Genomic DNA, 25164 nt, shown 5'->3' with positions numbered 1-25164 from the left:
CCATTTACCAAGACACCGGAGGCAAAAACCGGCAGGAGGCGTCAATCTTCCGACGCGACCCGCTCGCCAATCACCCTGATCTCTCCGCCGTCCGGCCCGCCTCAGCGGCCCGTCCAGCGCCCCGGAGCGTCGCCGCCCCGTCGGTGAAGGGCCTTCTAGAGAAACCTCCCGACACCCGCAACTCGATTCTCGCACGAAAGGCAAAAAAATCTAAATGACCAAGCGGAACCCCCTGCCCCGCCCCGAAATATCGCCAGAACCAGCCCCGGCCCCCAGATACGGAAAAGCCCCGCAGCAACCGCCGCAGGGCCCTGGGTGCAGACAGGAGCTCCTCAGCGCAGGAGCGTCTTCAGCTCCACCGAAGGATCGGCGACCAGGGCCGGATCCGGGCTGCGGCCCGACTCGATCAGCCGCTTTGCCGTCATGTAGGCGCGCGGATCGTTCATCGCATCGCAGGCCAGGAGCGTGTCCCCGGCATAGTACCAGTGCGAGCGCGCGCCCTCCCGCGCCCCTGCGCGCTGGATCACCCGGTCATGGCCGCGGCCATAGCCCGCGATCTGCAGCGCCAGATCGTACTGGTCCGACCAGAACCAGGGCGCGGGACGATAGGGCTTTTCCGCGCCCAGCATGTTCACCGCCACCGCCTCGGCCTGGTCGACCGCATTCTGCACGCTCTCCAGCCGGGTCGGCGCGCCGCGGAAGGGAAACTCGGTGCAGTCGCCCGCCGCCCAGATGCCAGGCGCCGAGGTCCGGCCGAAGTCGTCGACCAGGATGCCGCCCGCGACCGAGAGCCCCGCCTCCACCGCCAGATGCGGCACGCAGTTGGCGCCGATCCCGGCAATCACGAAATCCGCCGGGACATGGCTGCCGTCCTCGAGCGCCACGCCGTCGACCCGGCCTGCGCCTGTCAGCCGGGCGATCGGCGCATTCACCCGGATCTCGACCCCGCGGCTTTCATGCAGCGCATGGATGAAGGCCGCCGTCTCCGCGGCCGCGACACGGCGCAGGATCCGTTCGGAGCGCTGCAGCAGCACCACCTCGAGCCCTTTCGAGCGCGCCACCGCCGCCGCCTCCAGCCCGACATAGCCGCCCCCCAGCACGACAAGACGGCGGCCGGGACGGAATTCGCCCTCGCAGGCGTCGATATCGGCGAGCTTGCGGATCGTGTAGACCCCGCCGAGCAGCCCGCCCTGCGCTTCGGGCAGGGTGACCGGCTCGGCGCCGGTGCAGATCGCCAGCGCGTCCCAGCCGATCGTCTCGCCGCCCAGCGACACCGTCCGCGCGGCCGGATCGACCGCCTCGACCGTGCAGCCCAGGCGCAGCTCGATGCCCTGCTCGGCATAGAAGGCGGGCGGGCGGAAGTAGAGCCGCTCCTTCTCCATCTCGCCCAGCAGGTACTTCTTCGACAGCGGCGGGCGCTGGTAGGGCGGTTCCGGCTCGTCGCCGATCAGCGTGATCCGGCCCTGATGCCCTTCGCTCCTGAGCTTTGCCGCCAGGCTGAACCCCGCCTGCCCGGCCCCGATCACCACCACATGTTCCATCACTTGCACTCTCCGGCTTGCGGGCCAGGGCGCCCGCAGTCTTACGTCAATAGGGCTGGACCAGGTCCAGCTCGTCCTCGCCCAGCGGCGCCAGCATCTCCGACACATGCAGCGGCGGCACCGCGCCGGGCCCGTCATGGCGCCAGGCCGGGCGCTCGTCGCGGTCGATGATCCGCGCCCGGATCCCCTCGGCCAGATCGCCAAGGAGCAGCGCCCGGTAGCTGAAGCGGAATTCCTGTGCCAGCGCCAGGTCGACGCCGCCGCCGCTGCGCAGGTTGCGGATCATCGTCAGCGAGGCCGCCATGGAAAGCGGCGCATTGCGCCGGATAGCCGCCGCCGCGCGCTGCGGCGCGTCGAATTCCATCTCGTCAAGCGACGCCAGGATCCGCTCCGTGCCGGGCAGCGAGAAGGCCGTGTCGATCCAGCCGCGATCCTCCTGCAGGCTGGCCGCAGGGGCCGGATCGGCAAGATCCGCCACCGCCGAGACCGTGCCCCTCGACAGCTTCTTGACCAGTTCCGGCCAGCGCTCGCGCGGCAGGTACCAGTCGGCGAAGCCCGCGGTAATTGCGTCGCCCGGCCCCATCCGGTCGGCGGTCAGCGCCAGGCACTCGCCCAGATGCCCGGGCGCCTGGCTCAGGAGCCAGGTCCCGCCGACATCCGGGATCAGCCCGATCGAGCATTCCGGCATCGCCAGGCGGCTGGTCTCGCAGACCACGCGGTGCGAGGCGTGGCAGGCGATGCCGACCCCGCCGCCCATGCAATAGCCCTGGATCAGGCTGACCACGGGCTTCGGGTATTCCGCTATCTTCAGGTTCAGCCGGTACTCGTTGCGCCAGAACTTGCGCGGCGCGGCGAAATCGCCGGACTGTGCGCTCTCGTACATGAAGCGCAGGTCGCCGCCCGCCGAGAAGGCGCGGTCGCCCTCGGCATCGATTAGGATCAGCGCCACCGCATCGTCGCGCGCCCAGTCGTCGAGCGCGCGCTCGATCTCCAGGCACATGTCCAGCGTCAGCGCGTTGAGCTTGTCGGGCCGGGCCAGCGTGATCCGCCCCGCTGCGCCATCGACCCGGGTCCGGATCTCATCCATGGGCCGGTCCCGGCCACCTGCCGTCCGCTGCCTGCCTGTTCTGCCCCGGGACGGCGCTTCTGCCGTCCTGCCGCCGGTTTGCGTGGTATCCCATCCGCATCTCCCGTTTCTGGCCGGAGATTGGCCGAAAGCCGGAGGGGATACAAATGCCGCCACGCCGCAGGGGCAGGCCCGGCGGGCTTCACCGATTTTCAGGGAAGGACGGCTATCCCGGAGGCATCCGAGCGAAGGAGGCCCGCCCATGCAACAGTCCGCCCGATGGCGCCGCCCGGCCCTCGCTGCCGCGGCCTGGCTGCTGGCCGCCCTGCCCGCCCTGGCGGAGCCCTTCGCCGCGATGCTGCCGGCCGAGCCCGCCCCGGCTGCCTCCACCGCGCTGGTCCTGCTGCCGCCGGGCGGCTGGGCGAAGCTGGCGCCGCGGATCGCGCCGCTTGCCGGGATGCATGCGCTGGTCCTCGCGGCCGAACTGCCCGGCGGGGCGGCCGATTGCGACGCACTGGCCGAACGGCTGCTGGCACGGGCGCGCAGCCTGCAGAAGGCGGCCGGGGCCGCGGCACGGGCACCGGTCGTCATCGGCATCGGCCCGGCGGCGGGGCTGGCGCTGCGCCTCGCGGCGCATCATCCGGCCGCCGTCAAGGGGCTCGTCACGCTGGCCGGGCCCGAGCAGCCGCTGGCCTGCGCGCCCGAGCTGCCCCGGGGCAAGGCGCCGGTGCGCTGGCATCTCGCCGGACCCGCCGGCGCGCCGCAGCTGGGCGAGGGCCGCGCAGGCACCCGGCGCTATGCGCCGGACGAGTGGAATCCCGACCCTCTGATCCCCGCCTATCTGGCGCTTGCGGGGATGGACCATGCCTATGACACCGCCGAGGAGGACGGGATCGGCGCCGGCCTTCCGGTCACGCTCCATGCCGCGCCCGCCGGCGCGGCCGGGCGGCGCTACGCGATCTTCCTCTCCGGCGATGGCGGCTGGGCGCGGTTCGACGACCGGATCGCGGATATCCTGGCCACGCGCGGCATGCCGGTGCTCGGCATCTCGTCGCTGAAATACCTCTGGACCGCGCGCAGCCCCGCGGAGATCGCCGCCGATCTCGCCCGGCTCGATGCGGCGGCGCGGACCCGGCTGGGCCGCGACCGCCCGGTGCTGATCGGCTTCTCCATGGGGGCGAGCGTGCTGCCCTTCGCCCTGCCGCATCTGCCTCCGGAGATGGCGGACCGGCTGGCCGGCGTCGTCCTGCTCTCGCCCGAAGCGCGGACCGGGTTCGAGATCGTCGTGGGCGGCTGGCTCGGCCGCCAGACCGGCAGCGCCGATGTCGTCGCCGCGCTCGGCGCGCTGCCGCCCGGGATGAAGGTGCTATGCCTGCATGGCGAGACCGATGCCGCCAGCGCCTGCCCCGGCGCCGCAGAGACCACCCGGGTGACGCGCCCCGGCGGCCATCACATGGAGAACGACTATCCCGGGCTGGCGGCCGAGATCGAGGGCTTCCTCGCCCCCTGAGCCTCAGCCCAGCTCCACGCCCACCCCGGCCCAGGCCAGCCAGACCGCCGCCGTCCAGGTGAAGGAGCCGCCGCCCGCGGGCGCGCCGTCGCGCGGATCGAAATACTCGGCGAAGCCGTGGCTGGCGATCAGCCGCCCGGTCATCTGCCGCAGCGCCGGCCCCTGGGGATAGCCGAACTCCTCCAGCCCCATGCCAACGAGCATATTCAGCACCCCCCAGACCGGCCCGCGCCAGTAGCGCTTGGGATCGAAGCGCTCGTCCTGCAGCGCCAGGCTCGGCACGCCATAGGGCAAGGGCCGCAGCACCTGCATCAGCGTCTCCGCCAGCTCGGGCCGGTCGATCCCGCCATACCAGGCCAGGAAGGAGGCATTCGACAGCGTGCCCGAGAATTCTCCATCCAGCGCGTTCCTCGAGTCATAGGCGGAGATTTCCGGATTCCAGAGCGTCTCCGCCCCTTTCTCCAGAAGCTGCAGGTCGTTCCACAGGCTCGCCGTCGGCAGACCCTGCTGCTCGCCCAGCCAGATCAGGTCGCGCACCCCGCGCATGAGCGTGAAGGTCATGGTCGGATCGGCGACGAAGAAGGGCTGGTCCACCGCCAGGCTCGGCGCGTGCCAGCCCATCCGGCGGCCGCGCTGCACCAGCCAGATATAGCGGTCGTAATCATCCTTGGTCGGCCGCATCGCGGCATGGACATGGTCGAGATCGCGCCGCTGGTAGGTGCCGACGTCATGCGGGTCGATCGCCGCCATCGCCTTGTCCCAGTCGGCGGCATTGTCGCGCCCCGATTCCCAGGGATGGGCGATGCAGATCGCGCCCTCGTGGCTGCGCCAGGCCATGAACCACTGCACCCAGCGACGCATCGGGTCGAAGAGCATCCGCACCGGCACCGCGCCCATCGCCGGGTTTGCCTCGTAGAGCCTGCGCGCGAAGCTCAGCGAGACCGGCGGCTGGGTGATCCCGGAAGAGGGCAGCGGCCCGCGGCACTGCCAGACATCGGGCCCGGGGAAATAGCCCGGATCGGGGCGGTGGAACAGGATATGCGGCACCATCCCGTCGAGCCACTGGCCGGAGAACAGGATCTCCAGCTCGCGCCAGGCCCGCGCCGGGTCGAAGGCGGCGAAGCCGAGCGCGGCAAAGGCGCTGTCCCAGTTCCATTGATAGGGGTAGAGACCATGGGTCGGGATCGTGTAGCCGCCCCGGTCGTTATCGCGCATGATCTGGATCGCGCGTCGGTCGAGTTCGTCCTTGATCGCCTGCATCACCTGCTCCGGCCGCGGCCCGTCTGCGGGGCCGTTCTCCCGTGATGACGCTGTTTTGCGGCGCAAACAAGGCGATGATCCGACACAGCCCCGGGAAACCGCCCTGATTTTCCGGCAAATGCCCGCGAAAGCGGCAGCGCCTCAGCAGATCCGCGGCAGCTGCTCGCCCGCCAGCATGTCGACGATCCGCGCGCCGCCGAAAAGCGTGCGCATTGTCACCTGTCCGGGCCGCCCCTCGACCGCGCGGCCGATGATCCGCGCGCCCCGCCCGGCCTCCGTCGCCCGCATCGCCGCCAGCGCGGCCTCCGCCCCGGCCTCCGGCACGAAGAGCACCAGCGTGCCCTCATTGGCCAGGTAGAGCGGATCGAGTCCGAGGATCTCGCACATGCCCTTCACCTCCGGGCGCAGGGGCAGCAGGCTCTCCTCGATCTCGATGCCGACGCCCGCGGCCGCCGCCAGCTCGTTCAGCGCCGAGGCCAGCCCGCCCCGCGTCGCGTCGCGTGCCGCGCGCAGATCGGCCGCGCCCGCCGCCGCCTCCATCAGGTGGCCCAGCCCCTGGCAGTCCGAGACGATATCGGCGGAGAGCATCATCTCTCCCCGTGCCGCCAGGATCGCCGCGCCGTGATCGCCCAGGACGCCATTGACGATCGCCACGTCGCCGGGCCGGATCCGCTCTGCCGCCAGCTCCCGCCCCGGCGGGATGACGCCGATGCCCGAGGTGGTGACGAAGACCTTGTCGGCCGAGCCGCGGCCGACCACCTTGGTGTCGCCGGTGACGATCTTCACCCCGGCCGCCGCCGCCTCCGCCGCCATCGAGGCCGCGATCCGGCGCAGCAGCGCCACCTCGGTCCCCTCCTCGATGATGAAGGCCGCCGACAGCCAGAGTGGCCGCGCCCCGCCGACGGCCAGGTCGTTCACCGTGCCGCAGACCGCGAGCCTGCCGATATCGCCGCCGGGAAACTCCACCGGATCGACGACGAAACTGTCGGTGGTGAAAGCCAGCCGCGCGCCCGGCACCTGCAGCGCCGCAGAGCTCAGCCGCGCCTGGTCCTCCATGCCCGGGGGCGCGAACACGCTGGTGAAGACGTTCTCGATCAGGTCGCGCATCGCCTTGCCGCCGCCGCCATGGGAGAGCGTGACGCGCGCGTCGCGCAGGGTCAGGTCCTTGGGCATTGCTTGCTTCCTCTGCCGTCTAGCCCGGGGAGGGGTGCGGGGGGGGGGCCAGCCCCCTCCCCGCACCCCTCCCCTATTCCGCCGCCGCCCGGGCGCCGCCATACTGGTAATAGGCCGCGCAGGCCCCTTCGCTCGAGACCATCAGCGCGCCAAGCGGCATGCCGGGCGTGCAGCCCTTGCCGAAATGCGGGCAGGCGGTGGGCTTCAGCCGCCCTGTCATCACCTGGCCGCAGGCACAGTCCTCGGGCTCCGCGCTCCCGCGCGCCGCCGCGCCGTAGCCGATGCCGAATTTCGCCTCCGCATCATGGCGGCGATAGCCGTCGCGGATGCGCAGCCCGCTTTGGTCGATCTCGCCGAGCCCGCGCCATTCGAAGCTCGGGCGCATCTCGTAGACATCGGCAATGGCCGCCAGGCTGACCGGATTGCCATGCTCGGGCACCACGCGGGCATACTGGTTCTCGACCTCCGCCCGTCCGTCGCGGATCTGCTCCACCGCCATCAGGACGGATTGCAGTAGGTCGAGCGGCTCGAACCCGGCGACCACGATCGGCTTGCCGAACTCCCCGGCGATGAAGTCATAGGCGTGGATGCCGATCACCATGCTGACATGGCCCGGCCCGACGAAGCCGTCGAGCCGCATGTCCGGATCCGACAGGAGCGCGCGCAGCGGCGGCGGCACGGTGATGTGGTTGCAGAAGACGCTGAAATTTCCCAGCCCCTCGCGCGCCGCGGCCTGGATCGAAAGCGCGGTCGAGGGCGTCGTGGTCTCGAAGCCCAAGCCGAAGAACACCACCTCGCGCTCCGGGTTGCGCCGCGCCAGCTCCAGCGCGTCGAGCGGCGAATAGACCATGCGGATATCCGCCCCCCCGGCCTTCGCCTCAAGCAGCGACATCTCCGTCCCCGGCACCCGCATCGCGTCGCCGAAGGTCGCGAAGATCACCTCCGGCCGCCGGGCGATGGCAATGCAGTCATCGACCCGCGCCCGCGGCAGCACGCAGACCGGGCAGCCGGGACCGTGGATGAACTCGATCCCCGGATGGGTCAGCTTGTCGAGCCCGTAGCGGAAGATCGCATGGGTGTGCCCGCCGCAGATCTCCATGATGTGCAGGGGCTTTTCGGCCGTCGCGCCGATCTCGTCCACGACCGCCGCGATCCGCGCCAGCACCGCCTTCGCCGCCTTCGGATCGCGGAATTCCTCCATGTATCTCATGGCCGGCCCTCCAGCGCGGCATCGCCCGCCGCCATGGCATCCAGCGCCTCCTGCGCTTCGCCCAGCTCGCGCAGCGCGGCGAGCGTCGCCTCGGCCTCCGCCTCGTCGATCAGCGCCATGGCGAAGCCGACATGGATCAGCGCCCAGCGGCCGACCAGCTCCGCCAGCGGCCCCTCGGCGACGCAGGCGACATTGACCTCGCGGCGCACGCCCGAGACCTCGGCCATCGCCATCTGCCGCGCCGCGTCCGTCACCGCGACGATCCGGCCGGGAATTCCAAGGCACATCGGTCAGTCCTCCTCGACCCGGTTCGGTTCCGGGATGCCATAGCGCTCGATCTTCGCGCGCAGCCCCACCCGCGACAGGCCCAGCTCGGCGGCCGCACGGCTCTTGTTCCATTTCAGCCGGGTCAGCGTCTCGCGCAGGATGCGCATCTCGATCTCCTCGACCCGGTCCTTCAGCGTGCCGGTGCCCTCGAGCACCTGGTCCAGTGCCGGGTCCGATCCCTCGCGCGTGGGCGTCGCCTGCAGGATGTGGCGCGAGATCAGCTCGGGGCCCAGCACGGTGTCCTGGCTGAAGATCAGCATGCGCAGCATCTCGTTTTCCAGCTCGCGCAGGTTCCCCGGCCAGTCATGGTTGGCGAGGAAGGCCAGCGCGTCGTCCGAGAGGCCGTGGACGATCTTGCCATGCTGCCCGGCCGCCTCGAACAGCGCCTCATGCGCCAGCATCGGCAGATCCTTCAGCCGCGACCGCAGGGGCGGCACCGAGAGCGAGGCCGCGGCCAGCGCATAGTAGAGATCCTCGCGGAACGCGCCCTCGGCCACCGCCGCGCGCAGGTCGCGATGGCTGGCCGCGACCAGCCGCACGTCGCAGCGCTGCATCTCGGCGGCGCCGATCGGGCGGACCTGCTGGCGCAGCGCCACTGGCAAGAGCTTCATCTGCATCGCCGGGCTGAGGCTGTCGATGCCGTTGAGGACCAGCGTGCCGCGCTCGGCCTTCTGGATCAGCCCGATCCTGTTGACCTGCAGCCCCGGGAGCGCGCCGCGCCGCGCGCCGAAGAGCTCCAGCTCCAGGAGGTCGTCCTCGACCCCGACCAGCGTGATCTCGTGGCAGGGCCGGTCGGAGCGCAGCGAGGCGTAATGCATCGCCCGCGCCAGCGCCGCCTTGCCCGTCCCCGGCTCGCCGGTGATCAGCACCGGCACGTCGAAGCTGGCGAACTGCCGTGCCTGCTCGACCACCGCGTTCATCGGGCTGTCGGGCCCGCGCAGCACCTTCTCGAAGCCCAGCCCCTCGCGCAGCGCCTTGCGCTGTTCCTCCAGCTTGGTTTCCACCGAGCGGCTGAGATAGCGCATCTCGAGGCTCAGCTGCGCGTGCTCGCGGTTCAGCCGGAACAGCTGCGCGGCGTTCTTGGCGACCATGATCAGCTGGTCGGGATGCCAGGGCTTGGTAACGATCTGGTAGATCCCCGCCTCGTTGATCGCGGCGATCATGTCGGCGGTCTCGGTATAGCCGGTGATGATAATGCGGATCACGTCCGGCCAGCGGTCGCGGACCTCGGACAGGAACTCCACCCCGGTCTGGCCCGGCATCCGCTGGTCGCAGAGGATGACCTGGACGAACTGCTCCTCCATCACCTTCATCGCCTCTTCGGCATTCGGCGCGGTGAAGCAGTCGAACTCGTCCTCCAGCGCCATCCGCATGGAATGCAGCGCGTGGTCCTCGTCATCGACCAGCAGGATGGCGGGCAGGTCCGTCATCCCGCCAGCTCCGCCTTTTCGGCGAGCCGCGCCCCGAGCCAGTCCAGCCAGGCCTCCATGCCCTCGCCGGTCCGCGCCGAGAGCCGCAGGATTTCGATCCCCGGATTCACCCGGCGCAGGTTTTCCTCATAGAGGTCCAGATCGACGTCGCAATGGGGCGCCAGGTCGGTCTTGTTGAGGATGGCGAGCCGCGCGGCGGTGAACATGTCGGGGTATTTCAGCGGCTTGTCCTCGCCCTCGGTGACCGAGAGGATCGCGACCTTGGCATCCTCGCCCAGATCGAAAGCGGCCGGGCAGACCAAGTTGCCGACATTCTCGATGAAAAGCAGGCTGCCCGGCTTCAGCTTCAGGTGCTCCAGCGCATGGCCGACCATGTGGCCGTCGAGATGGCAGCCCTTGCCGGTATTGACCTGCACCGCCTGCGCGCCTGTGGCGCGGATGCGCTCGGCGTCATTGGCGGTCTGCTGGTCGCCCTCTATCACCGCCAGCGGCCGGTCGCCGAGCGCCGCGATCGTGCGGCAGAGCAGCGTCGTCTTGCCCGAGCCCGGCGAGGAGACAAGATTCAGCACCAGCACGCCGCGCCCGGCGAAAAAGGCCCGGTTGACCGCGGCGTAGCGGTCGTTCTTGGCGAGGATCGAGGTCTCCACCTCGATGATCCGCTCCTGGCTCATCCCGGCGACGGCCACCCCGGCCGCGCCCTGGCCGAAATGCAGGTCGCCATGGCCGTGCCCGTGATGGTGATCGTGGTGATGATCGTGGGCGTGACGGTCCTCGACCGTGGCGTCGCCGCATCCGCAAACCGTGCACATCAGGCTACCTCCAGATCCTTGATCCGCATTTCGTCTCCGCCCTTGGGCAGGAGCTTGCCGCCGCCGCAGCGCGGACAGGGGTCCAGCCGCCCGGCGATCTCGACCTCGGCCATGCAGTCGAAGCACATCGCCCGGCCCGGCAGGTCGATCATCTCGAGCGTCGCGCCCTCGGCCACCGTGCCGCGCATCACCACGTCGAAGGCGAATTCCAGCGCAGGCTTCTCGACGCCCGCGAACCTGCCCAGCTCCACCCGCACCCGGCGCACCTGGCCGATGGCGTGGATCCGCGCCTGTTCCTCGATCACCTCGCGGATGCCTTCGCAAAGCGACATTTCATGCATGGGCCGGCTCCTTCAGGATGACAGGCTGGCACGGGTCGAGCACCGCAAGCAAGGCCGCCTCCTGCCCCGGCGGGCAGGTTTCCAGCGCGCGGGCCAGGATGCCGCCCGGCGCCAGCAGATGGCCGGTCGGCGTCCAGCGGCGGAACCGGGCCACCCGGCCTCCGGGCGCGGCCGCCTCGACCGCATAGAGCCCGCGCGAGGCGGGAACGATGGCCACGCCCTGACGCGGCATGACGGGTGCAGGCATAGGGGAGGAGAGAGCGAGCACACGCGCCAGCACGCGCCAGAGCGGACCCCGCCCGAAACGGGCGGATACGTGGCTCAGCACCGGGGAAGGACGGTGCCAGGCGGCCACGGTATTCTCGATAGGATCACAGCTGGTCATCCGCTGCGGATCCGGCAAGGGCAGGACACCGGTTGCGGCACTGCCGGCGGGAAAGCGGCGGAGGATTTCGCGCAGAAGCTGCGCAATCGGGCAGCTGCCCCCGATGAACCGGTCGAAATCCGCGCAGTCCCTGACAATTTCGTCAGCATTGCCAAGCAGATCGGCCGCGCTGGCCAGGACCGGCAGGCCGAGCGCGCGGGGCAGGATCACCCCCAGGAAGGCGGCATGGTCCCGGCGGATGTCGCGTTCCAGCGCGTCGATCGCCCCGGCATCGAGCCCGAGCCCCAGCGCCAGCCGGGCGGCCGCGGACTGCGCCGACCGGCAGAGCGCGAAGAGCCGCGGCAGGAGCTCCGCCGCCTCCGCGGCCGGCCGGCCGAGCAGCATCTGCTCCACCGGCAGGGGGGCCGGGGTCTCGAACGCCACCGCCGTCATCTCACTCTCCGAACCCGGCGGTGATGACCGCACGGCGCGACGGCTCTGCCTCGGGCTCCGGCGCCGCGGCCGCGGCCAGCTCCGCCTCGCGGGCGGCGCGGATATCGGCGCTGCGGTCGGTCTCTGCGCGGTGCTCCTCCTGGAAGAGCGCGACCATCACGGCGCGGGCGACCTCCGCGGCATGGGCCTGGCTTGGAAAATCCCCCATCGGCGAGAAGAGCGAGCAGGCCTTGTAGCCGCCGAGCAGCCCGCGGGTGTTGTGGAGGAATTCGTACTCGCCCGAAGGGAAGGCGATCACCTCCTTCGCGCCCGCCTCCAGCCCCGACCAGTCCTCGCCCTCGCCCGGAAGCAGCACGAGGTTCATGAACCAGGGCGAGATCAGCACGCCCAGCGGACGGTCCTGCCAGTAGCGGAAGCCCGCGGCCTCGACGCGCAGCGCCTTGTTGACCATCGGCACGTCGCGCATCTTGCCGTGCCAGATCTCGGTGAACTCGTCCTCGAGCTGCGCGGTCAGCGGCGCCAGGCGCTGCGCCTCGAGCACGGCCCCGGCGCCGGGATCGTCCTGGACGATGAACTGCTCCTTCGGCGCGCCGCAATTCGGGCAGGACCAGTCCCCGGGCAGCGCGGCGAAGGGCGTGCCCTCGTCGATCTGGCGGGTGTCGTCGCCCTCGGCCGGATCGTAGGGGGTCCAGCAGATCTTGCATTCCATGACTGCCAGCGGGCTGATCTTGTCATTCGCCCCCAGATAGGAGCCCTCGAAGCCGCTCACCGGATCGCCTCCGCCACGGCGCGGATGCGCCGCGCGCTGTCGGCCAGGTCCTCGGGCGCGGCGATCGCGGTCTCGGGCATGGCGGTGACTTCGAACGTGTCGAGGATCAGCGTGTCCATCGAGTTGAAGAACTGCACCCGCCAGACCTGCGGCAGCGCGGTGGAGGTGATCCGGCAATTGCCGTAGCCGCGCGACAGGATCTCGGTGGAGCCCTGCCCCAGCGCGGCGTCGAGCCAGGCGAGATCCTCCTCGGTATGGGGCAGCAGCGTCAGGTTGACGACATGGATCTCCGCCTCCGGCGTCCAGGTCGCGGAACGGTCGAAAAGCTCCACCGCCAGCGGCGGGGCATTGACCACGCCCGGCGTCAGCGCGGTGCGCGGACCGGTGGCGACGCGGCGCGGCAGGGCGGCGCGCGCGCCCGCCTCGCGCGGCACGGCGGCCACTTCGACGGCGTCCACATCCGCACCCTTCAGAACCCAGACCCCGGCGAAGACGCTTTCCTGCACCGCGACGGCGGGGATGCCGTGCAGCCGCATCGCCACCTCGCCATGGCCCAGCGTCTCGGCCATCAGCCGCCGGTTCGCCGCATCGAGCCGCCCCAGGTCGAACCGCGCCCGGCCGCCGTCGATCGCCACCAGCCCGGCGGCGTCGGCGATCTTCTCCAGAAGCTCCAGCGCGGCCGAGACATCGGCCTCTTCGGGCGCGTCGGGGACATGCATGGAATAGGACCGCATGTTCTGCGGCAGCTCCATGTAGGCCAGCTCCGTGCCGTCCTCGGGGGCGGGCTGCGATCCGGGGCCGAAACCGGTCGGGGGCAGGTGGAAATTCGAGACCATGGGAACCTCAGGCAGCTGCGGGCCGGGACAGGATGGACTGGACGCGGCGCATGTAGTCGTCCCAGTCGCGCACCTTGGCGATGCCCGAGACGAAGGCGCCGTCGCGGTAGAAGAGCAGGCTCGGCGTCTTCAGAACGCCGGTCGCGTGGCGCAGGCCCGACTCGGCCCCGTCGCCTGCCACCGCGCAGTCGAAGGCGCGCTGGAAGGCCATGTGCAGCTCCGGCAGGATCACCGCGACATCCGCGGTCTCCAGGTTGCGGACCGGATCGCCGGGGACGAAGATCACGTGCCAGCCGGGCGCGGCGGCGAAGGCCTCCGCCTCGGCGGCGCTGCCAAGGCAGGGCCAGCCGAGCTCGCCGGTCAGGCGGTCGATCAGGGGATGGCTCATGGCTGGCTCCTCATGCCGTGGTCTTGCCGGCATCGAGCGCGGCCTGGAGATGGGGCGGCAGCGCGGGCGGGCGCGCCTCGAGATCGGCGAAGGCGCTGCCGAGCCCGCCGCCCTCCATCAGGCTGCGCAGCCCGCCGAGCGCGGCGGAGATCTTCTCGGCCTCAGCCTCGGAGATCTGCTCGCGCGCGGTGCCGAGGAAGGTCAGCACCCAAGTGCCGGGCGCGACCCAGCCGGTGAGCGACAGGTCGATCAGCTGCTCCGCGCGCCCGTCGGTGGCGCGGGCGGCAATGCCGTCGACGGCGAGGATCTGCATCGGGACGCCAAGGCACATCGCTCAGCCCTCCGCCGGGAAGAAGCGGTCGTCGCCGATGCGGCAGGCCTCGTCCTCGGAGGGCCGGCCCGCCTCGTAGGCGCTGCGCAGGATGGCGCGGTCGGCCAGCAGCGAGCCATCGCCCCGCCCCGGCTCGGGCCGGACGCCCTCGGCGGCCAGAAGATCGAGCGCGGCGGCGATGGCGGGGGCGATCTGCGCCGAGACGCTGGCGCGCAGCCCGCCGCCGAAATCCTCCAGCTCCTCGGGCTGGCAGCCGATCAGGACCAGCCGCCCGGGGCAGTAGCCCATCAGCTGCGCGGTCGAGATCACCTCCTGGAAGCCGGTCTGGTGCAGGCTCATCTTCTTGGCGCCCATGAAGGCGGGCACCTCGGCATCCTCGACGATCTTCAGCGTGCCGGGCGCCAGCCCGTAATCTACCGCATCGAAGACCACGAGGATGTCGGCCTCCTCGAGGAAGGGCAGCAGGTAGAGCCCCTGCGTGCCGCCGTCGAGCACGGTCACCTCCGCGCCGAAGCGCCACTCTTCGCAGAGCCGTTCCACGCAGCGCACCCCGAACCCCTCATCGGCCCAGAGCACGTTTCCGATCCCGAGGATCAGCACCCGTTTCATGCGCGACGCCCTCCCAAGCTTGCAGCAGTGCGGCGCGCCGCCTGCCATCTGGCATATCCGGCAGACTATCTGCCGCCCCGCCGGGAATTAAGGATCTGCGGCCCGCCGGCAGGGACGGCGCAGGATATTGAAAGGCAAAAGGTTTTTCCCAGCTACAGGATTTTTCCCGCAACCCGTGTGGAAAGCATCCTTCCACTATTGCGAAAAACTGGAAGGTCTGGAACGGAAAAGGGAGGCGCCATGGACGCCTCCCTCCCGATTCAGGTCCGCTGCGGCAGCGGTGCTGTCACCCCGGCCGGTCGTCCTTGAAGCTGCGATGGCCCGAGATCATGGTCGAGACCATCGACTGGCGGGACATGATATCCTCGCGGATCGCGACATAGATGTGGATCATCATGAAGATCACGATCGCCCACATGCCCAGGTGATGCGCCGAATGGACGATCTGGCTGTTGCCGAAGAGCGTCAGCACCCAGCCGAAAGCATGGTAGAGCCAGCTGTCGGCGCCCAGCCCCTCGGCATAGAGCGCGAAGCCCGTCAGGATCATGAAGCTCAGCCCGACGGTGATGAAGAGGAACATCGCCACCTGCGCCAGCGGGTTGTGGCCGACATATTTCTTCGGCTCCTTCTCGAGGAAGAGGTACCAGCGCAGCTCGAAGAGGATCTCGCGCCACCAGTGCGCCTTCCAGACCGGCAGCACGAAGAGCTGCCGCGCATGGTGGTTGCCGACGAAAGCCCAGTAGATGCGGGCGAGGAAGCCCACGGCCATCACCTGCCCCGCGGCGAAATGGGCGAAGCGGATATAGCCGAAGACGAATTGATGCGTGGCCTCCGCGATCTGCATCGAGGGCGGCGGCGAGCCGATGAACCAGCCGGTGGCCACCAGCACCAGGATCGCCGCGGCATTGACCCAGTGCCAGAGCCGGACCGGCGCCTCGTAGACATAGACCGAGCTGTGCTTGCGCAGCGACTCGACATCGGCGGCGGTGGCATCGCCCGCGAGGGCGGCGCCGGGATGCGGATCGCCCGCGGCGGCGGGGGCATGGTCGTCACGCATCCGCCTGCCCTCCCCGGCGCGGGCCCGCGCCTGCCGCCGGGCGGACGGGCGCGGACGGGGTGGTCGGAACGGTCGTCATCTGGGTCTCCTCCCTCAGCGGACCTTGACGGTGGCCATCTCCTCGCCCTCGGGCGACATGACATGGGTCGAGCAGGCCAGGCACGGATCGAAGCTGTGCAGCGTGCGCAGGATCTCGACCGGCTCCTCGGGGCGCTCCATCGGCGTGTTCATCAGGCTGGCCTCGAAGGCGCCGATATTCCCGGCCGTGTCGCGGGGCGAGCCGTTCCAGGTCGTGGGCACCACGCACTGGTAGTTCTCGATCCGCCCGTCCTTGATCCGGATCCAGTGGCCGAGCGCGCCGCGCGGCGCCTCGGTCATGCCGACGCCCCTGGCCTCGGCGGGCCAGGTCGAGGGATCCCATTTCTCGACATTCGCGGTGCTCTCGTCACCGTTCCTGATATTGGCGATCAGCTTGTCCATGAAATGCAGCTGCAGCCGCGAGCAGTACTCGGATTCGAGCGCCCGCGCCGCCGTGCGCCCGAGCGTCGAGAAGACCGCGTCGAAGGGCAGATCCATGGCGCGCAGCAGCCCGTCGACCTGGTTCTTGATGTCCTCGTGCCCCTTGGCATAGCCGACGATGTAGCGGGCGAGCGGGCCCACCTCCATCGCATGGCCCTTCCAGCGCGGCGCCTTGATCCAGGAGTACTTGGCCGCCTCGTCCAGCTCCTGGATATTGGTGCGCGTGCCCTTGGCATTCGGCCCCAGCTCGTATTTCGGCTCGGTCACGCCGTCCCAGGGATGCAGCCCCTTGCCCGGCTCGCCATAGGTGTACCAGCTGTGGTCGACGAATTCCTGGACCTGTTCGGGGTCGCGCGGATCGACGTCATGCACCTCGGCGAGATTGCCGTTGATGATCGCGCCGCGCGGCAGGTGCAGCTGTTCGGGCGAGAAGTCGTTCGGATGCTCGGGGATGTCGCCATAGGCCAGGCAGGCCTGCGAGGAGAGACCGCCGCCATGGAGCCAGTTGCGGTAGAACCCGCCGATGGCGATCACGTCCGGGATGTAGACGTTGCGGTTGAACTCGAGCCCCTGCTGGATGATCGACTGCACCATGTTCAGCCGTTCCATGTTGATCGCGCCGACCGCGCCCGTGGAATGGACGTTGATCGGACAGGGCACGCCGCCGACCAGCCAGTTGGGATGCGGGTTCTTGCCGCCGAAGATCGTGTGGACCTTGACGATCTCCTTCTGCAGGTCGAGCGCCTCTAGGTAGTGGGTCGTCGCCATCAGGTCCGCCTCGGGCGGCAGCCGGTAGGCGGGATTGTCCCAGTAGCCGTTCTTGAAGAGCCCCAGCTGGCCCGACTCGACGAAGGCCTTCAGCCGGTTCTGCACGTCGCGGAAATAGCCCGGCGAGGACAGCGGATGCGACGGGCTGACCCTCTGCTGCAGCTCGCTGGTGGCGCGCGGATCGGCGCGCAGGGCATTGACCGGGTTCACCCAGTCGAGCGCATGCAGATGGTAGAAATGCACGATATGGTCGTGGATCTGCAGCGCCAGCTGCATCAGGTTGCGGATCGAGTTGGCATTGTCGGGGATCTGGATCCCCAGCGCGTCCTCGACCGCGCGCACGCTGGTCAGCGCATGGGTGCCGGTGCAGACGCCGCAGATGCGCTCGGTGAAGGCCCAGGCGTCGCGCGGGTCGCGGCCCTTGAGGATGACCTCCAGCCCGCGCCACATCGTGCCGGTGGAGACGGCGTTGCGGATCACGCCCTGCTCGTCGACATTGACCTCGCAGCGCATATGGCCCTCGATCCGGGTGACGGGATCGACGACGATGCGGCGGCCGGAATTGTCCAGCTCGAAGCCGTTCGGAGTTTGCACGACCATGGCTTATGCGTCCTCGTTCTTGCTCTGGGTCTTGCGCTGCGCGGCCTTCAGCGCCGAAATCGCGGCATGGGCGGCCACGCCCGCGCCGACCACGCCCGCGGCGGCCATGCCGACCCGGTCGGCATTCGCCTCGACGCCGAACTGCGTCAGGTCGGTGACCCGGTCGTAGAAGCTGCCCTGGTCCCAGAACCCGTCCTCGGAGCAGCCGATGCAGCCATGGCCCGACTGGATCGGGAAGCTGACCCCCTCGTTCCAGCGCACGGTGGAGCAGGCATTGTAGGTGGTCGGGCCCTTGCAGCCCATTTTATACAGGCAGTAGCCCTTGCGCGCGTTCTCGTCGTCCCACTGCTCGACGAACTGGCCGGCGTCGAAATGCGGGCGGCGGTAGCACTTGTCGTGGATGCGCTGGCCGTAGAACATCGCCGGGCGGCCCTGGCGGTCAAGCTCCGGCAGGCGGTCGAAGGTCAGCATGTAGGTGATCACCCCGGTCATCACCTCGGCGATGGGCGGGCAGCCCGGGACCTTGATGATCGGCTTGTCGGTGATGACCTTGTGGACCGGCGTCGCCCGGGTCGGGTTCGGCTTGGCCGCCTGCACGCAGCCATAGGAGGCGCAGGCCCCCCAGCTGATGATCGCCTTGGCGTCCTTGGCGGCATGGCGCAGCTGCTCGACGAAGGGCTTGCCGCCGACGATGCAGAACATGCCGTCCTCGTTCAGCGGCGGGTTGCCCTCGACCGCGAGGATGTAGTTGCCCTTGTACTTCTCGATGGTCTCCTCGAGCGCGGCCTCGGCCTGGTGGCCGGCCGCCGCCATCAGCGTGTCGTCGTAATCGAGCGAGATCATCGACAGGACCACGTCCTTGGCCAGCGGATGCGCCGAACGGATGAAGCTTTCCGAGCAGCAGGTGCATTCCAGCCCGTGGACCCAGATGACCGGGGTGCGGGGCTTGGTCTCCATCGCATGGGCGATCTTCGGCACGTAGGAGGGCGCGAGCCCCAGCGCCGCTGCCGTCAGCGAGCAGTATTTCATGAAGCTGCGCCGGGTGATCCCCTGCCGCCGCATCACGTCGTAGAAGGTCTCGATCTGGCTCACGCTGGCCCTCCCTCTCGTCTTCCGCGGGCTCCGGATGCCGTTGCATGCAGAGCGTCACCGTGCAGAAGAGCCGAAAGCCCGGGCCGCGACAAAGCAAACCCGTCGGCGCGGGCGGCGCCGGGAAAGCGCTGTATTCCAGAGGGTTGCGGCGGAGACCGGCGCGGGGCTCCGGTCAGGCGGCAACCAGCTTGCCAGCCGGCCGGTCAGCGCGCTTCCGGCGGGGCGACTCGCGCGGCGGCGACCAGCGCCTGGCCGAAGGCGAGCCCGCCGTCATTGGCCGGGACCTGGCGGTGGAGGAGAAGCGGCACGCCCTCGAGCGCCTGGGCCACCAGCGCCAGCAGCGTCGCGTTCTGGAAGCATCCCCCCGAAAGCGCCACCGCCTGCGCGGCGCCGGCCTCGACCAGCGCCCGCGCCTCGGTAGCGAAGGCACGGGCCAGCCCGGCATGGAAGCGCGCGGCCATGACCCCGGGGGCAACGCCCTTGCGGCGGTCCCCAGCCCAGGCGGCAAACAGAGGCGCCGGGTCGAGCCCGGCGCGCCCCTGGGAGATCGGATAGGGATCGGAAAAGCCACCGGGCGCCTGCAGGGCGGCGGCCTCGAGCGCCATGGCCGCCTCGCCCTCGAAGCTCTGCCGGTCCGGCGCCAGGCCGCAGGCGGCGGCGAAGGCGTCGAAGAGCCGGCCCGCCGAGGAGGACAGGGGCGCGTTCAGCCCGCGCTCCATCGCGTGGCGCAGGAGCGGCAGCGGCTTTTCCGGCAGGAGCGCATCGGCCAGATCCGGCAGCCCCGCCTGGTCGAGCCGCGCCACCAGGTTGCGCCAGGGCTCGCGCGCCGCCGCGTCGCCGCCGGGCAGCGGCGCCGGGCGCAGATGCGCCACCCGCGCCGCCTGGCGATAGCCGCCGAGCAGCAGCTCGCCGCCCCAGGCCGTGCCGTCCGTCCCGAGCCCCAGCCCGTCGAGCACGATCGCCGCCACCGGCCCGCCATCGAGCGGCCAGAGATTCTCGCCCAGGCAGGCGGCCATATGGGCGTGGTGATGCTGGACGTGCTCCACCGGCAGCCCGCTCTCTTCGGCATGGCGCGTCGCGCGGAAGCCGGGATGCAGGTCGCAGGCGGCGATCTCGGCGCGGTGGCCGAAAAGCGCGGCATAGTCGCGGCAGGCCGCCTCGAAGGCGTCGGCCGAGAGCGCGCTGTCGAGATCGCCCAGATGGTGGCCGAGCAGCGCCTGGCCGTCCTTCAGGAGGCAGATCGCGCCCTTCATCTGGCCGCCGAAGGCCGCGATCTGCGGCACCTCCCCGAAGCCGGGCGGCAGGCGCAGCGTGCCCGGCACCCGCCCGCGCGCGCGGCGCAGCACCATCGGCCCCTGCGGCGTGATCCGCTCGACGCTGTCATCCAGCCGCCGGGCGATCCCGCGGTCATGCATCACGAAACAGTCGGCGAAGCCCGCGAGCTTCTCCCGCGCCTCGGCATTGCCGGTGACCTGCGGCTCGCCCGAGAGATTGCCGGAGGTCATCACCAGCGGCCGGTCGACCGCGTCGAGGAGCAGATGGTGGAGCGGCGTCGCGGGCAGCATGACGCCCAGGCAGGGCTGGCCCGGCGCCACCGCATCGGGCAGCGCGCGGCCGCGCCGCGCCAGCAGCACGATCGGCGCCGCCGGGTCGGCGAGCAGCGCGGCCTCGTCCTCCGAGACATGGCAGAGCGCGCGGATCATCGCCATCGTGGCCATCAGCGCGAAGGGCTTGGCGGGGCGCCGCTTGCGGTCGCGCAGCCGCTGGACCGCCGGCCCCTGGGTGGCGTCGACCGCCAGATGGAACCCGCCGAGCCCCTTGACCGCGACCGTCTCCCCGGCCTTCAGCCGGGCCGCGGCAGCGCGGACCGGGTCGGGGGCGGCGGGCTCGATCCAGAGCCGCGGGCCGCAATCGGGGCAGGCCACCGGCTGGGCGTGGAAGCGGCGGTCGGCGGGATCGCCGTATTCCGCGCGGCAGGCCGGGCAGAGCGGGAACGCGGCCATCGTCGTCTGGGCACGGTCATAGGGCAGGCCGCGCAGGATCGAGAAGCGCGGGCCGCAATGGGTGCAATTGGCGAAGGCATAGCCGTAGCGGCGGTCGGCCGGGTCGCGGATCTCGGCGAGGCAGGCGGGACAGGTGGCGGCGTCGGGCGTCACCCGGGTCCGCGCCCCCGGCCCGCCCGAGGCGGCGATGGCGAAGCCCGCGGCCAGCGCTTGCCCCGGCAGCGGCGCGGTCTCCACAAGGTCGATCCGCGCCAGCGGCGGCGCCTCGGCCTCGAGCGCGGCGAGGAAGCCCGGCAGGTCCTCTCCCGCGGCGCGGATCAGCACGCCCTCGGCATCGTTGAGCACCTCGCCGCGCAGCCCGAAGCGCTGCGCCAGCTGCCAGACGAAAGGGCGGAACCCGACGCCCTGGACCTGGCCGCGGACCCGGATCTGCAGGGCGTCGCTCAATGGACGGTGCAGTTCATGCAGGGATCGAAGCTGCGCACCACATGCTGGACCGCAAGCGGCACCTCCTCGCCCTCGGCCACCGGCGCGCCGACCAGCGCGGCCTCGACCGGGCCGGGCGTGCCGTCACTGTCGCGCGGGCTGAAATTCCAGGTGGTCGGCGCGATGATCTGGTAGCCGGCGATCCGGCCCTTCTCGACGCGGATCCAGTGGCCGAGCGCGCCGCGGGCCGCCTCGACCAGCCCCTGCCCCTCGCCCTCGGCAGGCAGGGCGACCCGGTCCATGAAGCGCGCCTCGGGACGCAGCGCGGCGACCTGTTCCTCGAGCAGGATCTGCAGCCGGGCGATCTCCAGGAGCCGCCCGCCGATCCGCGCGGTCACGCCGGGCTCTGCCGCGAGCGCCCTTGCCAGCGGATGGCCCGCCACCGCCTGGCGCGCCAGGGCGCCGGTTTCGACCGCCTGCCCGCCATAGCGCGGCGCCTTGCACCAGCTATAGGCGGTCTCGCGCATCTCCTCGTCGGGCAGGGTCTCGCCCGTCATCGGATGCGCCGTGGCGCCGAGCATCCAGGCATGCGACAGATCCTCGGCCACCAGCCCCGGATCGGCCGCCCGCGCGGTCCCGTCCCAGAGCCCCGCCGCCCAGGCGCGGCCGCCGGGCAGCGGATAGGCGCCCCAGCTGAGGAACCGGCCCGGACCGCGGCCGAGCGCGGACAGATCCAGATCGGCGGCGGCGCGCAGGAAGAGCCCGGCATCGCCGGTCTCCCAGCCGGCGTACTGCGCGGGCGTTTCCAGCGCGGCGAAGGCCTCCAGCGGAGCGCCGAAAAGCGCGCGTTCCAGAAAGGCGCGGGACTGGCGCAGATCGGCCTGCATGCGGATGCGGTCGCGCCGCGTCGGGGCGCGGGTGACGCCGCCCGGCTGGATCGCCAGCGTGTGCGGCCATTTCCCGCCGAGCAGCCCGACAATGTGGAAGAGCCGCGCCCGCGCCTCGACCGCGGCACGCAGACCCGAGCCCTCGGCGGCGGTGAAGCGCTCGGCCATCTGCCCGTGCCACTCGCGGCCCGCATAGCCCGCCCGGGCGAAATCCGGCATGAAGAACAGGTAGAAATGGGTGAGGTGGTCGCAGAGGTTCTCCACCCCGTGCAGGATCGCGGCGGCACGCATCGCCTCGGGCGGCATCCGGGCCCCCGCGAGATCGGCAAGCGCCAGCGCTGCCGCCATCGACTGGCTGATCGAGCAGATGCCGCAGATCCGCGGGGTGATGGTCAGCGCGTCCTCGGGCCGCTTGCCCAGCAGGATCCGCTCGAAGCCGCGGAAGAGCGGCGAATTGGCCTCGGCCCGCGCCACGCGGCCGCCGGACAGCTCCAGGCGGATCTCCAGATCGCCCTCGACCCGGTTGAACGGCCCGACCAGCAGCTTGGCATCGCTCATCCGCGCGGCTTCCTCAGGCTCGGGGGCACGGCGATCCGGTCGCTGACGGCGTTCTTCGCCACCCGCGCAGGCGTCGCCGCCTTCGACAGCGAGGCCAGCGCCATGAACCAGGCCTTGGGCATGTCGGTCGGCAGCCCCACCGGGATGCCGGCGAATTTCGGCGTCTCGGCGAAGCCGTGGCCCGGCTCCTCGAATTCGGGCGCGGTGCAGGCGATGCAGGGATAGCCCGCGCGGGTGCAGCTCTCGCCGCCATTCCAGCCGCGGATATTGCAGTCGCCCACCGCCTGGGTGCCGATGCAGCCCAGATGCTCCATCATGCAGCCGATCTCGGACAGGTGCTCGGCGCTGGCCTTGTACTCGTAGAACTCGTTCTTCGGGCAGCCATGGTGGATCAGCGTGTCGGCATAGAAGCGCGGCCGCCCGAGCGGGTCGAGCGCGTCTGCCCCCAGCGCGCCCTCGGCCAGCAGCATCAGCGTTTCCGTCACCCAGTCGGGATGGGTCGGGCAGCCCGCGACATTGACCACCGGCAGGCCCGACGGATCGCGGAAGCCCTCGCCCAGAATCCCGCCGCGGTGGTGGCCCTCGTATTGCAGCCCCATCGCCTCGGTCAGGTTCTCGCCCGCCGAGGAGACCCCGCCATAGGTCGCGCAGGTGCCGACGGCGACGACATGGGCGGCGCGAGGCGCGAGGCTGCGCACCCAGTCGAGCAGCGGCCGCCCGGTGCCCGCCAGCATCTGGTAGCGCCCGGTGCCCCGCGGCCCGGTCAGCACCGCGCCCTCGACGCAGAGGATGTCGAGCGGCTGGCGGCCATCCTCGACGCGCTCGAGCAGGCGGCGCACTTCGGCGCCGGTCGCCTCGCTGAAGGTGGGATGCCACAGGAAATCGAGCCCCGCGCCCTCGAAAAGATCGAAGACGCCCGGACTTTCCGCGCAGAGCAGCGACATCGTGCAGCCGCCGCAGCCCGCCGCCTGGAGCCAGAGGATGTTCATGCCGCCGCCTCCGCCGCTGTCAGCACCAGCCGGAAGCAGGCGCCCTCGCCCTCCTCGCAGAGGCTCAGCGCGCCGCCATGCTCCTCGGCGATCTTGGCGGAGATCGACAGGCCCAGCCCGGTCCCCTGCCCCACGGGCTTCGTCGTGAAGAACGGGTCGAAGATGGTCGAGCGGTGCTCGGGCGCGATGCCGGGGCCGTTGTCGCGCACCATCAGCTGCGCGCGCCCGCCGGCGCAGGACAGCGCCATCTCCAGCCGTGGCCGGTCGGTCTCCGCCATTGCGTCCATCGCGTTCTGCACCAGATTCATGATCACCTGCTGGATATGCCCCATCCGCCCCAGCACCGGAAGCGTCTCGGGCCCGGACCACTCGACCGAGACGCTGCGGCGCACCCCGCGCTCGACCCAGCGCAGCGCGGTGCGGGCGCAGTCGGCCAGGTCGAACACTGCCATCTCGCCCGCCCCCTCGGCCGAGAGGCGGCGCAGATCCTCGACGATGTCGCGCACCCGCTCCGAGCCCTCGCGCGCGCCCTCGATCGCATGGCGCAGGTTGCGGATGTCGCGGTCGAGCCGCAGCTTCTGGCGCAGCTCGATCAGCTCGTCGCGGCCGGCGCCCTCCTGCACGCGGTCGAAATACTGCTCGAACCGCCCGGCGTATTTCTCCAGCGCATGGGCATTGGCGTAGACGAAGCTGATCGGGTTGTTCAGCTCATGCGCCACCCCCGCCAGCAGGCGGCCGAGCGAGGCCATCTTCTCGTTGCGCACCAGCTGGCTCTGCGCCTGCTTCAGCGCCTCGTGGCTGGCCTCCAGCTCGCCATAGGCGCGGCGCAGCTCGCCCAGCGGCCGGCCCGTCAGCACGGCGCCGGTGGCGCGGCGGCGGCGGTCGAGCCGGGGCGCGACCGAGAATTCCAGCGGCACCGGCCCGGCCGCGCCGGCCAGCTCCACCTCCAGCACGCTGTCGCGCCGTTCGCGCACGGCCCGCGCGATGGCCGCGCCCACCTGGCTGCGGGCGGGCTCGGCGAAGAAGCCCGGCAGCGCCTGGCCGGTCAGCGCGGCGATCTCCTGGCCGGTCGCGTCGCAGAAGGAGCGGCTGGCATTCTCGATCAGCCCGTCGCGCGAGACCACCACCAGCACGTCGCTGATCGAGGCCAGCACCGAGGCGAGGAAATCCTGCAGCGCCTGCAGCTCGAGATTGCGCGCCTCGAGCTTCTCCTGGTAGTCGATCAGCTCGGCATAGGTGCGGTCGACGGCGCTGAGCACGTCGGCCCAGACATGTTCGCCGAGCTCCCCGGCCTCTCCCGGCATCGTGGCGTCTCGCTCCATCCGGCACCTCCGGGACACAGCATAGGCGGGCGGCGGCGGCATGGAAAGCCCGCGCTCGGCTCCGGCTCAGGCGGCGTCGATGGCCCGGGCGATCCGGGCGATGCCCTCGGGGATGGCGGCGCGCGAGATCGAGGAATAGGCCAGCCGGTAGAAGTTCCCCGGCCGCGCGGCATCGTCGAAGAAGGCCGCGCCCGGCTCGATCAGCACCCCCTCGCCGCGCAGCGACAGCGCCAGCGCCTCGGTATCGACATGCTCGGGCGCCTGCATCCAGAGGCTCGATCCGCCGAGCGCGTCGCGCCCCGCGACCCGCAGGCCGTGGGCGGCGATCGCCTCCTCCATCACCGCGCGGCGCTGCTCGAAAGCGCCCGACATGCGCCGGATCAGCGCGTCGTAATGGCCGAGCGACAGGAAATAGGCGACGGTGCGCTGGATATGGCCGGGCGGGTGGCGCAGCATCAGCGCCCGGAGCGCGCGGGCCTCGCGGATGAAGGGCTCGGAGCCGACCAGATAGCCCAGCCGCAGCCCC

At 70.9% G+C, this 25164-nt stretch carries 25 protein-coding genes; 2 read left to right on the top strand and 23 right to left on the bottom strand.

The genetic code is table 11. The annotated features are described in order from the left end of the window. Window positions 1-218: hypothetical protein (locus tag FGX59_RS38295; protein ID WP_206078494.1), on the top strand; the 218-nt coding region annotated here is incomplete at its 5' end. Window positions 219-332: 114 nt separating this feature from the next. On the opposite strand, the gene FGX59_RS31675 is transcribed toward FGX59_RS38295, so the two are convergent. Both FGX59_RS31675 and FGX59_RS31670 read right to left on the bottom strand, forming a co-directional pair. Continuing rightward, window positions 333-1541 carry an NAD(P)/FAD-dependent oxidoreductase gene (locus tag FGX59_RS31675; protein WP_138471925.1) on the bottom strand — a complete coding sequence of 403 codons (1209 nt, stop codon included), beginning with the start codon at window positions 1539-1541 and terminating at the stop codon, window positions 333-335. Between the two features lie 46 nt (window positions 1542-1587). Next, window positions 1588-2628: an enoyl-CoA hydratase/isomerase family protein gene (locus tag FGX59_RS31670; protein ID WP_138471923.1), complete on the bottom strand. Its 1041-nt coding sequence runs from the start codon at window positions 2626-2628 to the stop codon at window positions 1588-1590. 241 nt (window positions 2629-2869) lie between these two features. On the opposite strand from FGX59_RS31670, the gene FGX59_RS31665 reads away from it, so the two are divergent. After that, window positions 2870-4117 carry an AcvB/VirJ family lysyl-phosphatidylglycerol hydrolase gene (locus tag FGX59_RS31665; protein WP_138471921.1) on the top strand — a complete coding sequence of 416 codons (1248 nt, stop codon included), beginning with the start codon at window positions 2870-2872 and terminating at the stop codon, window positions 4115-4117. Window positions 4118-4120: 3 nt separating this feature from the next. Here FGX59_RS31665 and FGX59_RS31660 read toward each other — a convergent pair whose 3' ends face one another. The 21 genes from FGX59_RS31660 to FGX59_RS31560 form a co-directional block, all read right to left on the bottom strand. After that, window positions 4121-5377: a hypothetical protein gene (locus tag FGX59_RS31660; RefSeq protein WP_138471920.1), complete on the bottom strand. Its 1257-nt coding sequence runs from the start codon at window positions 5375-5377 to the stop codon at window positions 4121-4123. A gap of 141 nt (window positions 5378-5518) precedes the next feature. Next, window positions 5519-6538, bottom strand: a complete 1020-nt coding sequence (hypE, locus tag FGX59_RS31655) for a hydrogenase expression/formation protein HypE (RefSeq protein ID WP_138471927.1) — start codon at window positions 6536-6538, stop codon at window positions 5519-5521. Window positions 6539-6623: 85 nt separating this feature from the next. Continuing rightward, window positions 6624-7760, bottom strand: a complete 1137-nt coding sequence (hypD, locus tag FGX59_RS31650) for a hydrogenase formation protein HypD (RefSeq protein WP_138471919.1) — start codon at window positions 7758-7760, stop codon at window positions 6624-6626. Beyond that, window positions 7757-8047, bottom strand: coding sequence for a HypC/HybG/HupF family hydrogenase formation chaperone (gene hypC / locus FGX59_RS31645; RefSeq protein ID WP_138471916.1), 291 nt, complete (start codon window positions 8045-8047; stop codon window positions 7757-7759). The genes hypD and hypC overlap by 4 nt, the downstream gene beginning before the upstream one ends. Window positions 8048-8050: 3 nt before the next feature. Further along, on the bottom strand, window positions 8051-9517 hold the full coding sequence (locus tag FGX59_RS31640) for a sigma-54 dependent transcriptional regulator (RefSeq protein WP_138471914.1): 1467 nt from the start codon (window positions 9515-9517) through the stop codon (window positions 8051-8053). Continuing rightward, the gene (gene hypB / locus FGX59_RS31635) at window positions 9514-10326 is read right to left on the bottom strand and encodes a hydrogenase nickel incorporation protein HypB (protein WP_138471912.1); all 813 of its coding nucleotides are present in this window, start codon (window positions 10324-10326) and stop codon (window positions 9514-9516) included. Before hypB ends, FGX59_RS31640 begins: the two co-directional genes overlap by 4 nt. Continuing rightward, complete coding sequence (gene hypA / locus FGX59_RS31630) at window positions 10326-10667, bottom strand: hydrogenase maturation nickel metallochaperone HypA (protein ID WP_138471910.1); 342 nt, start codon at window positions 10665-10667, stop codon at window positions 10326-10328. Before hypA ends, hypB begins: the two co-directional genes overlap by 1 nt. Continuing rightward, window positions 10660-11484 (bottom strand): hypothetical protein, encoded by an 825-nt coding sequence (locus FGX59_RS31625; protein WP_138471908.1) that lies wholly within the window; start codon window positions 11482-11484, stop codon window positions 10660-10662. Before FGX59_RS31625 ends, hypA begins: the two co-directional genes overlap by 8 nt. 1 nt (window position 11485) lies before the next feature. Beyond that, window positions 11486-12253 carry a [NiFe]-hydrogenase assembly chaperone HybE gene (hybE, locus tag FGX59_RS31620; RefSeq protein WP_138471906.1) on the bottom strand — a complete coding sequence of 256 codons (768 nt, stop codon included), beginning with the start codon at window positions 12251-12253 and terminating at the stop codon, window positions 11486-11488. Next, window positions 12250-13089 (bottom strand): hydrogenase expression/formation protein, encoded by an 840-nt coding sequence (locus FGX59_RS31615; RefSeq protein WP_138471903.1) that lies wholly within the window; start codon window positions 13087-13089, stop codon window positions 12250-12252. The genes hybE and FGX59_RS31615 overlap by 4 nt, the downstream gene beginning before the upstream one ends. A gap of 7 nt (window positions 13090-13096) precedes the next feature. After that, window positions 13097-13477, bottom strand: a complete 381-nt coding sequence (locus FGX59_RS31610; protein WP_138471902.1) for a hydrogenase accessory protein — start codon at window positions 13475-13477, stop codon at window positions 13097-13099. A gap of 10 nt (window positions 13478-13487) precedes the next feature. After that, window positions 13488-13808 carry a HypC/HybG/HupF family hydrogenase formation chaperone gene (locus FGX59_RS31605; protein WP_138471900.1) on the bottom strand — a complete coding sequence of 107 codons (321 nt, stop codon included), beginning with the start codon at window positions 13806-13808 and terminating at the stop codon, window positions 13488-13490. A 3-nt stretch (window positions 13809-13811) separates the two neighbouring features. Then, a complete protein-coding gene (locus FGX59_RS31600; RefSeq protein ID WP_138471898.1) occupies window positions 13812-14417 on the bottom strand; it encodes a HyaD/HybD family hydrogenase maturation endopeptidase in 606 nt (201 codons plus the stop codon). Window positions 14418-14703: 286 nt separating this feature from the next. Beyond that, window positions 14704-15474 carry a Ni/Fe-hydrogenase, b-type cytochrome subunit gene (gene cybH / locus FGX59_RS31595; RefSeq protein ID WP_138471896.1) on the bottom strand — a complete coding sequence of 257 codons (771 nt, stop codon included), beginning with the start codon at window positions 15472-15474 and terminating at the stop codon, window positions 14704-14706. A 93-nt stretch (window positions 15475-15567) separates the two neighbouring features. After that, a complete protein-coding gene (locus tag FGX59_RS31590; RefSeq protein ID WP_138471894.1) occupies window positions 15568-17361 on the bottom strand; it encodes a nickel-dependent hydrogenase large subunit in 1794 nt (597 codons plus the stop codon). A gap of 3 nt (window positions 17362-17364) precedes the next feature. Then, window positions 17365-18453, bottom strand: a complete 1089-nt coding sequence (locus FGX59_RS31585) for a hydrogenase small subunit (RefSeq protein ID WP_138471892.1) — start codon at window positions 18451-18453, stop codon at window positions 17365-17367. Between the two features lie 203 nt (window positions 18454-18656). Beyond that, window positions 18657-20903 carry a carbamoyltransferase HypF gene (gene hypF / locus FGX59_RS31580; RefSeq protein ID WP_138471890.1) on the bottom strand — a complete coding sequence of 749 codons (2247 nt, stop codon included), beginning with the start codon at window positions 20901-20903 and terminating at the stop codon, window positions 18657-18659. Further along, complete coding sequence (locus FGX59_RS31575; protein ID WP_138471888.1) at window positions 20900-22327, bottom strand: nickel-dependent hydrogenase large subunit; 1428 nt, start codon at window positions 22325-22327, stop codon at window positions 20900-20902. Before FGX59_RS31575 ends, hypF begins: the two co-directional genes overlap by 4 nt. Next, window positions 22324-23316, bottom strand: coding sequence for a HupU protein (locus FGX59_RS31570; RefSeq protein WP_138471885.1), 993 nt, complete (start codon window positions 23314-23316; stop codon window positions 22324-22326). The genes FGX59_RS31575 and FGX59_RS31570 overlap by 4 nt, the downstream gene beginning before the upstream one ends. Beyond that, window positions 23313-24638, bottom strand: coding sequence for a sensor histidine kinase (locus FGX59_RS31565; protein ID WP_138471883.1), 1326 nt, complete (start codon window positions 24636-24638; stop codon window positions 23313-23315). Before FGX59_RS31565 ends, FGX59_RS31570 begins: the two co-directional genes overlap by 4 nt. A 66-nt stretch (window positions 24639-24704) precedes the next feature. Beyond that, a partial coding sequence (locus FGX59_RS31560; protein WP_138471881.1) for an aminotransferase class I/II-fold pyridoxal phosphate-dependent enzyme occupies window positions 24705-25164 on the bottom strand: 460 nt, incomplete at its 5' end.

Source organism: Poseidonocella sp. HB161398 (assembly GCF_005870025.1).
In the GTDB taxonomy this organism is placed as follows: Bacteria; Pseudomonadota; Alphaproteobacteria; order Rhodobacterales; family Rhodobacteraceae; genus Mangrovicoccus.
This window is presented reverse-complemented; position numbering and strand designations above follow the sequence as displayed.

Bases quoted from the DNA above. Each gene is read 5' to 3' on its own strand.
- FGX59_RS31675 (WP_138471925.1), bottom strand. From the start codon at position 1,541: ATGGAACATGTGGTGGTGATCGGGGCCGGGCAGGCGGGGTTCAGCCTG.
- FGX59_RS31670 (WP_138471923.1), bottom strand. From the start codon at position 2,628: ATGGATGAGATCCGGACCCGGGTCGATGGCGCAGCGGGGCGGATCACG.
- FGX59_RS31665 (WP_138471921.1), top strand. From the start codon at position 2,870: ATGCAACAGTCCGCCCGATGGCGCCGCCCGGCCCTCGCTGCCGCGGCC.
- FGX59_RS31660 (WP_138471920.1), bottom strand. From the start codon at position 5,377: ATGCAGGCGATCAAGGACGAACTCGACCGACGCGCGATCCAGATCATG.
- hypD (WP_138471919.1), bottom strand. From the start codon at position 7,760: ATGAGATACATGGAGGAATTCCGCGATCCGAAGGCGGCGAAGGCGGTG.
- hypC (WP_138471916.1), bottom strand. From the start codon at position 8,047: ATGTGCCTTGGAATTCCCGGCCGGATCGTCGCGGTGACGGACGCGGCG.
- FGX59_RS31640 (WP_138471914.1), bottom strand. From the start codon at position 9,517: ATGACGGACCTGCCCGCCATCCTGCTGGTCGATGACGAGGACCACGCG.
- hypB (WP_138471912.1), bottom strand. From the start codon at position 10,326: ATGTGCACGGTTTGCGGATGCGGCGACGCCACGGTCGAGGACCGTCAC.
- hypA (WP_138471910.1), bottom strand. From the start codon at position 10,667: ATGCATGAAATGTCGCTTTGCGAAGGCATCCGCGAGGTGATCGAGGAA.
- FGX59_RS31625 (WP_138471908.1), bottom strand. From the start codon at position 11,484: ATGACGGCGGTGGCGTTCGAGACCCCGGCCCCCCTGCCGGTGGAGCAG.
- FGX59_RS31615 (WP_138471903.1), bottom strand. From the start codon at position 13,089: ATGGTCTCGAATTTCCACCTGCCCCCGACCGGTTTCGGCCCCGGATCG.
- FGX59_RS31610 (WP_138471902.1), bottom strand. From the start codon at position 13,477: ATGAGCCATCCCCTGATCGACCGCCTGACCGGCGAGCTCGGCTGGCCC.
- FGX59_RS31605 (WP_138471900.1), bottom strand. From the start codon at position 13,808: ATGTGCCTTGGCGTCCCGATGCAGATCCTCGCCGTCGACGGCATTGCC.
- FGX59_RS31600 (WP_138471898.1), bottom strand. From the start codon at position 14,417: ATGAAACGGGTGCTGATCCTCGGGATCGGAAACGTGCTCTGGGCCGAT.
- cybH (WP_138471896.1), bottom strand. From the start codon at position 15,474: ATGCGTGACGACCATGCCCCCGCCGCCGCGGGCGATCCGCATCCCGGC.
- FGX59_RS31590 (WP_138471894.1), bottom strand. From the start codon at position 17,361: ATGGTCGTGCAAACTCCGAACGGCTTCGAGCTGGACAATTCCGGCCGC.
- FGX59_RS31575 (WP_138471888.1), bottom strand. From the start codon at position 22,327: ATGAGCGATGCCAAGCTGCTGGTCGGGCCGTTCAACCGGGTCGAGGGC.
- FGX59_RS31570 (WP_138471885.1), bottom strand. From the start codon at position 23,316: ATGAACATCCTCTGGCTCCAGGCGGCGGGCTGCGGCGGCTGCACGATG.
- FGX59_RS31565 (WP_138471883.1), bottom strand. From the start codon at position 24,638: ATGGAGCGAGACGCCACGATGCCGGGAGAGGCCGGGGAGCTCGGCGAA.